Source organism: Neisseria sp. P0009.S007, assembly GCF_051962515.1.
Genome location: NZ_JBQCVF010000330.1, coordinates 1 through 1,448, shown reverse-complemented (window position 1 = coordinate 1,448; position 1,448 = coordinate 1). Strand labels below are relative to the sequence as shown.

Genomic DNA, 1,448 nt, shown 5'->3' with positions numbered 1-1,448 from the left:
TCGTAACCGGCTCGACATCGGGCATCTGGGACGTATCGTGGCAGCTTAACGACTATCTGAAACTGGAAAACAAACTGGTTTACGGCCGCTACCACAACGAGCGGCTACATCTGCCGATGACCGTCAGCCCGCAAGGCGTGCCCGCCGAGCTCAAAGGCCACGAGCTGCAATGGGAGCCGGTATTGCATTTTTCAAACAAAGGCCGTCTGAAAGGCCTTGCCGGGCTGCACTACTTCCGCAGCAAACAAGATGAATGGGTGGATATCCGCAGCATCGGCGGCCGCAACACCTTTGACGACCGCAACAGCGTGCGCGCCCTATTTGCCGAAACCACATACAGCCCCAGCGAAAAATGGGACATCACGGCCTCCGCCCGCATTGAAAAAGAAACGCACAAACGAAGCGGCGGCAGCGGCGCACTGCACCTTGATTTAGACAAAGGCCAGACCGTGTTCCTGCCTAAAATCGATATCGCCTTCAAACCCACCGACCAATGGCTCAACGGCATCAAAGCCGCACGCGGCTACAACCCCGGCGGCGCGGGCATCACCTTCGGTCGTCCTGTCGTAACCTACACTTATGAACCCGAATATGTGAACAACTACGAGTGGTACACCCGCTGGCGCAGCGCCGACCGCCGCCTGCAACTCTCCGGCAACCTGTTTCTGAACCACTACCGCGACATGCAGCTCCCCTTCTATCTCGGCACCAACTCCGTCGTCATCCGCAACGCCAAAAAAGTCCATACCTACGGCGCGGAACTCGCCGCCGACTGGCAGGCGACCGACAGCCTGAAACTTACTACCGGACTGGGGCTGCTCAACACCAAAATCAAAAGCTATCCCGACAGCGGCATCGAAGGCAACAAACTCGGCCACGCGCCCAAATACACCGCCAACATCGGCGTGAAATACCTGAACGACAAAGGCTGGGAAGCCGGCGGCGACGTGCGTTTCTACGGCGGCTACTACTCCGCTGCCGACAATGCCGAATCAGGCAAAATCAGCGCATACAACCAAGTCAACCTCTACACCGCCTACAACTTCAAACAAGGCCGCGTCTCGCTCTACGCCGACAACGTGTTCAACCGCCGCCAACCCATATTCATTTCCAGCGCCGACCGCCAAGACGCGCTCTACCAACGCCCCAGAAGCGTGGGCGTGAGCGCGGAATGGAAGTTTTAAATGAAGCTGAAATGATGAAGGCCGTCTGAAAAAACATAGGTCGGACATTTATGCCCGACCTACCGTTTATTCCTCCAAAACACCCAAAGGAATCCCATGCACTACTTCACCCCTGCCAAAACCCTGCCCGAAGGCACCATCTACCTGACCGACCTAACCCACGTCGCCGACTTTTCCGACTGGCTGACCGAATTCGAAACCCTGTTAAACCAAAACCCCCGCTTTGCCACCGCCTGCACCCCGATGCGGCGGCAGGTAAGCGAT

1 protein-coding gene and 1 pseudogene are annotated in these 1,448 nt (G+C 57.1%); both read left to right on the top strand.

Features of this window, described 5'->3' with window-relative positions:
* Positions 1–1,184, top strand: a 1,184-nt coding sequence (locus tag ACTHS3_RS12995) for a TonB-dependent receptor (RefSeq protein WP_440368125.1), incomplete at its 5' end; no start/stop codon positions are given.
* 96 nt (positions 1,185–1,280) lie between these two features.
* Positions 1,281–1,448 (top strand): annotated as a pseudogene (locus ACTHS3_RS12990) (extensin); the annotation flags it as partial.